We start from the raw sequence: 6,872 nt of genomic DNA on the forward strand, positions 1-6,872 counted from the left end.
TAGTCCGGTTCGGCGCGAGATGTCGCGGATCGAAAGATGGTCTCGGTAGTGCCAGCGTCGGATGACGCTCAATAACTCCATGTCGATCACTCCGATGTCCCCCACACAATCCGTGTGGGAGGAGCTTCAAACATGGGTCAATTCTCGATGGAAAAACCTCCGTCGACTGGGTCACTTCTCAGTGGAAATCAACAATGCGGTGATCGCGGCAGCGCCCGCTGAGAGCGGCGCCCAGCCCTCCGGGTTCGCGGTCGTAGCGTATCTCGTGGTGGTCGCGGACCGGACACGCGGCAGCTCCAGAAGCTGATTGGAGGTCTTGGCTCGCTCGCGTGATTCTTGAAGCGCACGGATGCGTTCACCGCGCAATCTTCCTAAGTCGGCGATGCGCTCATGCAAGCTGCGCGGATCGTGTCCCACCGCTTGGTGTAGCTCGGCGGTAGCGCAACCGCTCGTGAGCGCGCCCTCAACAGCGCTGTAGCGAGCGAGTGGCGGAGCGGGTGGTCATCGATGTTTCTCCGATAAGGTCGGGTTGCTCACACCAACCTGGTTCGAAGGAACGACCGATGACCGACGACATGATGAACCTGCATGCGCTCGTGGAGAAGACCCCGGACGCCGATCTGCTGCGCGAGATGATCGGCTTCGCCGCCGAGCGGCTGATGGAACTGGAGGTAGGCGCTGCCGCCGGCGCAGGCTATGGCGAGAAGAACCCGCTGCGGCTGGCCCAGCGCAACGGCTATCGCGACAGGGACTGGGAGACGCGCGCCGGCACCGTCGAACTGCGCGTCCCGAAGCTGCGGAAGGGCTCCTACTTCCCGAGCTTTCTGGAGCCGCGGCGCATGGCCGAGAAGGCCCTCACGGCCGTCATTCAGGAAGCTTACATCCAAGGCATTTCGACGTGCTCGGTCGACGACCTTGTCAAGGCGATGGGCGCGAGCGGCGTCTCCAAGAGCCAGGTCAGCCGGCTGTGCGAGGAGATCGATGGCAAAGTGAAGACCTTCCTCGATCGGCCGATCGAAGGCGACTGGCCGTATCTGTGGATCGACGCCACCTACCTGAAGGTGCGCCGCGGTGGTCGCATCGTCTCGGTCGCCGTCATCATCGCCGTCGGCGTCAACAGCGATGGCCGCCGTGAGGTGCTGGGCATGGAGGTCGGCACCTCGGAGGCCGAGCCGATCTGGACGGAGTTCCTGCGCAAGCTGACCCGGCGCGGCGTCAAGCTGGTCGTCTCCGATGCCCACCAGGGCATCAAGGCGGCCGTCGCCAAGGTGCTCAATGCAACCTGGCAGCGCTGCCGCGTCCACTTCATGAGGAACGTGCTGGCCCACGCCGGCAAGAGCGGGCGCCGCGTCGCCTCGGCCTTCATCGCCACCGCCTTCGCCCAGGAAACACCCGAAGCCGCCAGCACCCAGTGGCGTGCCGTTGCCGACCAGATCCGGCCCAAGGTGCGTGCTTGCCTACATGACCTTCCCCAGGGAGCATCGCGCCAAGTTGCATTCGATCAATCCGATCGAACGCATCAACGGCGAGATCAAGCGCCGCACCGACGTCGTCGGTATCTTTCCCAACGACGACGCCATCGTCCGTCTGGTCGGCGCATTGCTGCTCGAACAGAACGACGAATGGGCCGTGCAGCGCGCCCGCTACATGACGCTGGAAACCATCAGCTTGATGAGCGATGATCCCCTCATCAGCCTGCCGGCCGTGGCGCGCTGATCAGCCCGGCCAAAGCCGCAGACTTCGGTGATCAGCGCCGTCAGATACACCACTCACTGGGACACGATCGCTGCGCGCGGTCCAATCGTTTTCCACGCGTCTCGCCAAGCACTCCCTCTCTCTACAAACTATGTCGCCAGCATCGTCACAAAAAACGAGAATTGAACCTCATTAGCCAGAAGTTTTGTATACGAATCAAGCAAACTGATACCGGCTTTCCCGCGCTGATACGCAGGAAAGTCGAGATCTAGATGACATCGACGAATGGCGTGGGATCCGCTTCTCGCGAGCTATTTCGACATCATGAAGCTCGGCCTCAATCAGCTCCCGCGCGCGAGACCTTCTGCTCGTCATCTCGCGCAGGCTGAGCTCGCCGACGAGGTTGAGCGCTCCCTGCTTTGAGACTTTTAGCCCGTCCTGGACTAAGCCGGTCGAGACGATCGGCCGCGAGAGCACCAGCTCGACTAGATCACGTCCCGTGATCGATGAATCGAATGTGATGTGACTGAAGTGTCCGCCGGTGATTCAACGTCCGTCTCAACGGAGGTGGACGATGGGAAAGACATTGAGCGGCGATCTTCGGTCGCGTGTCGTGAAAGCGTCGGACGAAGGCATGTCGGCACGGCAGGCCGCGGCGCGGTTCGGAGTTGGTGTATCGAGCGCGATCCGGCGGATTGCGCGGGCAAAGATCGGCGAACTGATGCCGCGACCGCGGGGTCGGCGAAGCGCATCCAGTCTCGATGCGCATGAAGGCTTCATCGTGGCAATGATGGAGGAGCGCAAGGACATTACGCTGAACGAGATGGTGGAGCGACTGGATACCGAGCAGTCGGTTAAGATCAGCCGCAGCGCCTTGAGCGCCTGGCTCGGCCGGCACGGCTGGACATTCAAAAAAAGATCGGATGATTGGCTCCGGCGGTCTCCCTTGAAGGGAGTGGCGGGTGAACAGTCTTCCGGGCAGGCTCCAACGGTTCAACCGGTCAGGAGATTTGCCATGGAGTTGTTCGTTGGTCTTGATGTTTCCGTCCGTACCACCAGCATCTGCGTGATGGGCGCGGATGGTGGCCTCATCCGCGAGAGCAAGGTCGAGACAGAGCCGGATGCGATCGGCGCCGTGCTTCATACAATTGGCGGCCCCTACAAGCGCGTTGGCCTTGAAGCTGGCCCGCTCTCGCAATGGCTCTACAGCGGCCTCGCGGCCGCAGGCTATCCAGTGATCTGCGTCGAGACGCGGCACATGAAGGCCGCGCTCTCGGCCCAAATCAACAAGACCGATCGCAACGATGCTCGCGGCATCGCACAGATGATGCGCGTCGGGCTCTACAAGCCGGTCCACGTCAAGACCATCCGAAGCCAGGAGATTCGGATGCTGCTCACTGCGCGCAAGTTCGTACAGGCGAAGATTGTCGATGCGGAGAACAATCTGCGCGGCCTGCTGCGCAATTTCGGCCTCAAGGTTGGCGTCGTGACCAGGCTGCAGTTCGAGCGGCGTATCATCGAATTGCTCGAGCAGTCTCCGCATCTTCGCCTGGTGATCGATCCACTCCTGGAAGTGCGCCGAGTGCTAAGAGAGCAGTTTCAGCGGTTGCAGAAAGCAATGGAACGGCTGGCCGAGAACGACGACACTTGCAAACTTCTCATGACGGCGCCGGGCGTTGGGCCGGTGGTTGCCCTGAGCTTTCGAGCTGGCGTCGACGAACCGGCACGGTTCAACAGATCGCGTTCCGTTCCAGCCCACTTCGGATTGACGCCCTCACGCTATCAATCCGGCGAGGTCGACCGGGATAGAGGTATTTCGAAGTGCGGCGATGCAGGGATCCGATGGGTATTGGTGGAAGCCGCCGGAATCCTGCTGCGGCTCACGAAGAGGAGTTCTCCGCTGAAGACGTGGGGCCTCTCCGTTGCTCGCCGGCGCGGTATGGCGAAGGCGATCGTGGCGGTAGCTCGACGCCTGGCGATCATCCTGCACCGGAGGTGGATGGATAACACGCCATACCGCTGGGAAGCCAAGGCTGTCTGAGAGATCGAAAAGGGTTCCGCGTCACCGCGCGGATAGAGGTCCCGTTCAGGGACGAGTGGGTAGGCAATCTCGTGGGCGGGCTGAACGTCGGTTCAGACTGGCAGCTTCGAAAAAAAGATTGAGATGCCTCTCCATCCGACCCGATCATGAAGCGGTCGCGCGCCGACTTCGAAGAGAAGCCAGACCCCTGGCGGGCACTCATCATCCTACGCTGCTTCGGACCCTTTGCGTATCCGACACCAATACCACAATTGACCCGTGCGCCCTTGGATGTACGGAGCAAGTCCCCTTTGCTTGACAAACCCTGCCCCAAAAGAGAAGAGAAGTCCGCCCATGCACTGGAGCAGGACCGCCCCGACATCCTGAAACGGCGGCAGGAGTGGTTCGACGGCCAACTCGATCTCGATCCGGCGAAGCTGGTATTTATCGATGAGACCGGCCTCTCCACGAAGATGGCACGCTTGCGCGGGCGGGCGCCGCGCGGCGAGCGCTGCCGGGCGGGCGTGCCGCACGGCCACTGGAAAACCACGACCTTCACCGGCGCACTACGGCTGACGGGCATGACAGCACCCTTCGTGTATGACGGCGCCATGAACGGCAACGTGTTCCTGGCCTATGTCAGACAGGTGCTGGTACCGACCCTGCGGCCCGGCGACGTCGTCATCATGGACAACCTGCCTGCCCACAAGGCCGCCGGTGTTCGCGACGCGATCGAGGCCTGACGTGCGAGCCTGCTCTACCTGCCGCCCTACAGTCCCGATTTCAACCCCATCGAGAACGCTTTCGCCAAGCTCAAGGCGATGCTGCGCGCAATGGCCGAACGGACAATCACCGCCCTATGGAATGCCGTCGGCACAGTCCTCGACCTATTCACGCAGAACGAATGCGCCAACTACTTCAAAGCTGCCGGTTATGAACCAGACTAAACAGGACGTGCTCTAGTACTACAGTTGCGGATTTGATGGAGTTGTGATTCCTTGCGATGACTGGAAGCGCGAGGATGATCGATGATGGCCGTGGCGGAGTGGGCCGGGACGCTTGTGGACTGGCGTGAGACGTTGGCGGGTGCGAAACAGGTCTTTGCGCCGGCGTTCAAGCGTGTCGAGCAACGCGCCTCGGCCGGTGCATTCATCGACGGCCTTCTGTCGCGCGCCGAGCGCAAGACCGGGTGGATGCTGTCTGAACAGGCCGGGCACGAGCGGCCTTATCGGATGCAGTCGCTTCTGGGCCGATCGTCGTGGTCGGCGGATGCGCTGTGTGAGCGGGTTCGCGGCTATGTCATCGACGCGCTGGGTGACGCCGATGGTGTGCTGGTGATCGATGAGACCGGCTTCGTGAAGAAGGGCGAGCATTCGGTTGGCGTGGCACGGCAATATTCGGGCACGGCCGGGCGGGTGGAGAACTGCCAGGTGGGTGTGTTCGCCGCCTATGCCAGCCGCTTCGGTCATGCGCTGATCGACCGGCGGCTCTATCTGCCCAAGGGATGGGCGGAGAGCCCGGAGCGCCGGGCGAAGGCCTGTGTGCCCGATGATGTCGTCTTTGCCACCAAACCGGCCATGGCGCGCGAGATGGTCACCCGGATCCTCGATGAGGGCATTGCCTGTGCCTTCGTGCTGGCGGATGCGCTCTATGGGTCGGACCATCAGTTCCGGCGCATGCTGGAAGATCGGGGACAGGCCTATGTGCTGGCGATCCGCTCCAACCATGTGCCGCGCTTCCTGGAAGAATGGAAGTTTGTACAGACCGACCCGGCCACCCTCGTGGGCGATCTCGAAGCGCAGGCCTGGCAGCCGCTTTCGGCCGGCGAAGGCGCCAAGGGAGCCCGCCTCTATGAATGGGTGCGTCTGCCCCTGAACTGGCAGGCCACCGATGGCTTCGCGCGCTGGCTGCTGGCGCGCAGGAGCCTGCGCGATCCGCACGCCATCGCCTATTACTTCGCCTATGCGCCGGCCCAAACCACGCTGGCGGAACTGGCCGCGGCAGCCGGACTGCGCTGGACGGTCGAGGAATGCTTCCTGCGCGCCAAGGACGATCTCGGCCTCGATCACTGCGAGGCCCGCTCCTGGCATGGCTGGCACCGCCACATCAGCCTCGTCATGGCGGCAGCCGCCTTCCTGGCTCGGATCGGCGCCCAGCAACGCCGCGACGCCTTCGGCAAACGGAACGAAACGAGTCCGGCCGTGGCAGCATGATCCATCGGCTCGAGCACACCTGCTCAACACCGGAGATACTGCACCTGATTGCACGGCTCTTGCCGCCTTGCACCCTGTCGATCGCCTTCATCCTCGACTGGTCGCGATGGCGAAGGCGGCACCAGATCTATGCCGCAATCGCACACACGAAAATCCGAGACAAAATGAAACTGTAGTACTAGCCCGTCCGCGCCTTTGCGGAGGTCCACCGGCTTCGTCGCCATCATCACCGCGACCGCACCCGTCGGCCGATCACGTCGCAGCCTTCAGCGCGCGGATCACCGCCGCCACCGTCCTGGCATCGGCGCCACGGCCGACCCGCATCGCAACGCCCGTCGATCTCCAGCTCGATCGCGCCCGCGTCTCGCGCGGCCTTCCGCTTCCGCGTCGATCTCGCGCGCTTCTCCGACGGTTCGAGCTCCGGCGCCGCAATCACCGCCGGAACAAACAATGGCTCCCGCGCCGGCATCTCTTCCAACGGCAAGCGCGCGGCCCGACGCCAGGCGAACAACTGCTGCGGGGACAATGCATATCGCCGGCCAACGCGCTCACCGTCTCGCCGGCATCGTGGCTTTCCGCCACGATCCGAGCCTTCTCCTCCGGCAACCATTCGCGCCGCAGGCCGGAGCCCGTGAAAACCTCGAACCGCCGCGCGGGCTCAGTATCACTGGATTTTAGCGTAAGCTCTGAAATCGTCATGTGTCGAAGCCCTCAAAGGCTCCCAACATCGTCGTTCACGACCACCCGCGTACGCATACGCTGAGGACCGCAGAAGATGCTGGCTGGCGCGAGCGGTGCCGAAGCTATGATGGTGTTGCGTGAAGGTCAGGCGGCTTGTTGATCGACGACCACATCGGCTCGGCGCAGACGCTCCCACTCCCAGGGCAGCAATTCGTACAGACGAGAGGCAGGAAGATCGGCGATACGAGCCAGGACGTCGGCGA

Annotated in this window: 4 protein-coding genes and 3 pseudogenes; 5 read left to right on the top strand and 2 right to left on the bottom strand. The window is 62.8% G+C overall.

What is annotated here, in order from left to right:
• Nucleotides 1-563 precede the first annotated feature (563 nt).
• Nucleotides 564-1,716: pseudogene (locus ABMA59_RS36660) on the top strand (IS256 family transposase).
• Between the two features lie 195 nt (nt 1,717-1,911).
• Here the strand turns inward: ABMA59_RS36660 and ABMA59_RS36665 are convergent.
• Nucleotides 1,912-2,241 (bottom strand): helix-turn-helix domain-containing protein, encoded by a 330-nt coding sequence (locus ABMA59_RS36665; protein WP_349010261.1) that lies wholly within the window; start codon nt 2,239-2,241, stop codon nt 1,912-1,914.
• A 28-nt stretch (nt 2,242-2,269) separates the two neighbouring features.
• Between ABMA59_RS36665 and ABMA59_RS36670 the strand changes: the two are divergent.
• The 4 genes and pseudogenes from ABMA59_RS36670 to ABMA59_RS36685 all read left to right on the top strand — a co-directional run.
• A pseudogene (locus tag ABMA59_RS36670) lies at nt 2,270-2,647 on the top strand (transposase); the annotation flags it as partial.
• Between the two features lie 63 nt (nt 2,648-2,710).
• Nucleotides 2,711-3,736, top strand: a complete 1,026-nt coding sequence (locus ABMA59_RS36675) for an IS110 family RNA-guided transposase (protein WP_349010262.1) — start codon at nt 2,711-2,713, stop codon at nt 3,734-3,736.
• Nucleotides 3,737-4,053: 317 nt separating this feature from the next.
• Nucleotides 4,054-4,662, top strand: a pseudogene (locus ABMA59_RS36680) (IS630 family transposase); the annotation flags it as partial.
• Nucleotides 4,663-4,746: 84 nt separating this feature from the next.
• Nucleotides 4,747-5,928, top strand: coding sequence for an IS701 family transposase (locus ABMA59_RS36685; protein WP_425476060.1), 1,182 nt, complete (start codon nt 4,747-4,749; stop codon nt 5,926-5,928).
• A gap of 226 nt (nt 5,929-6,154) precedes the next feature.
• Here the strand turns inward: ABMA59_RS36685 and ABMA59_RS36690 are convergent, their stop codons facing one another.
• The gene (locus ABMA59_RS36690; protein ID WP_349010260.1) at nt 6,155-6,454 is read right to left on the bottom strand and encodes a hypothetical protein; all 300 of its coding nucleotides are present in this window, start codon (nt 6,452-6,454) and stop codon (nt 6,155-6,157) included.
• Between the last annotated feature and the right edge of the window lie 418 nt (nt 6,455-6,872).

It is taken from the genome of Mesorhizobium yinganensis, from assembly GCF_040081985.1.
Lineage (GTDB): Bacteria > Pseudomonadota > Alphaproteobacteria > Rhizobiales > Rhizobiaceae > Kumtagia > Kumtagia yinganensis.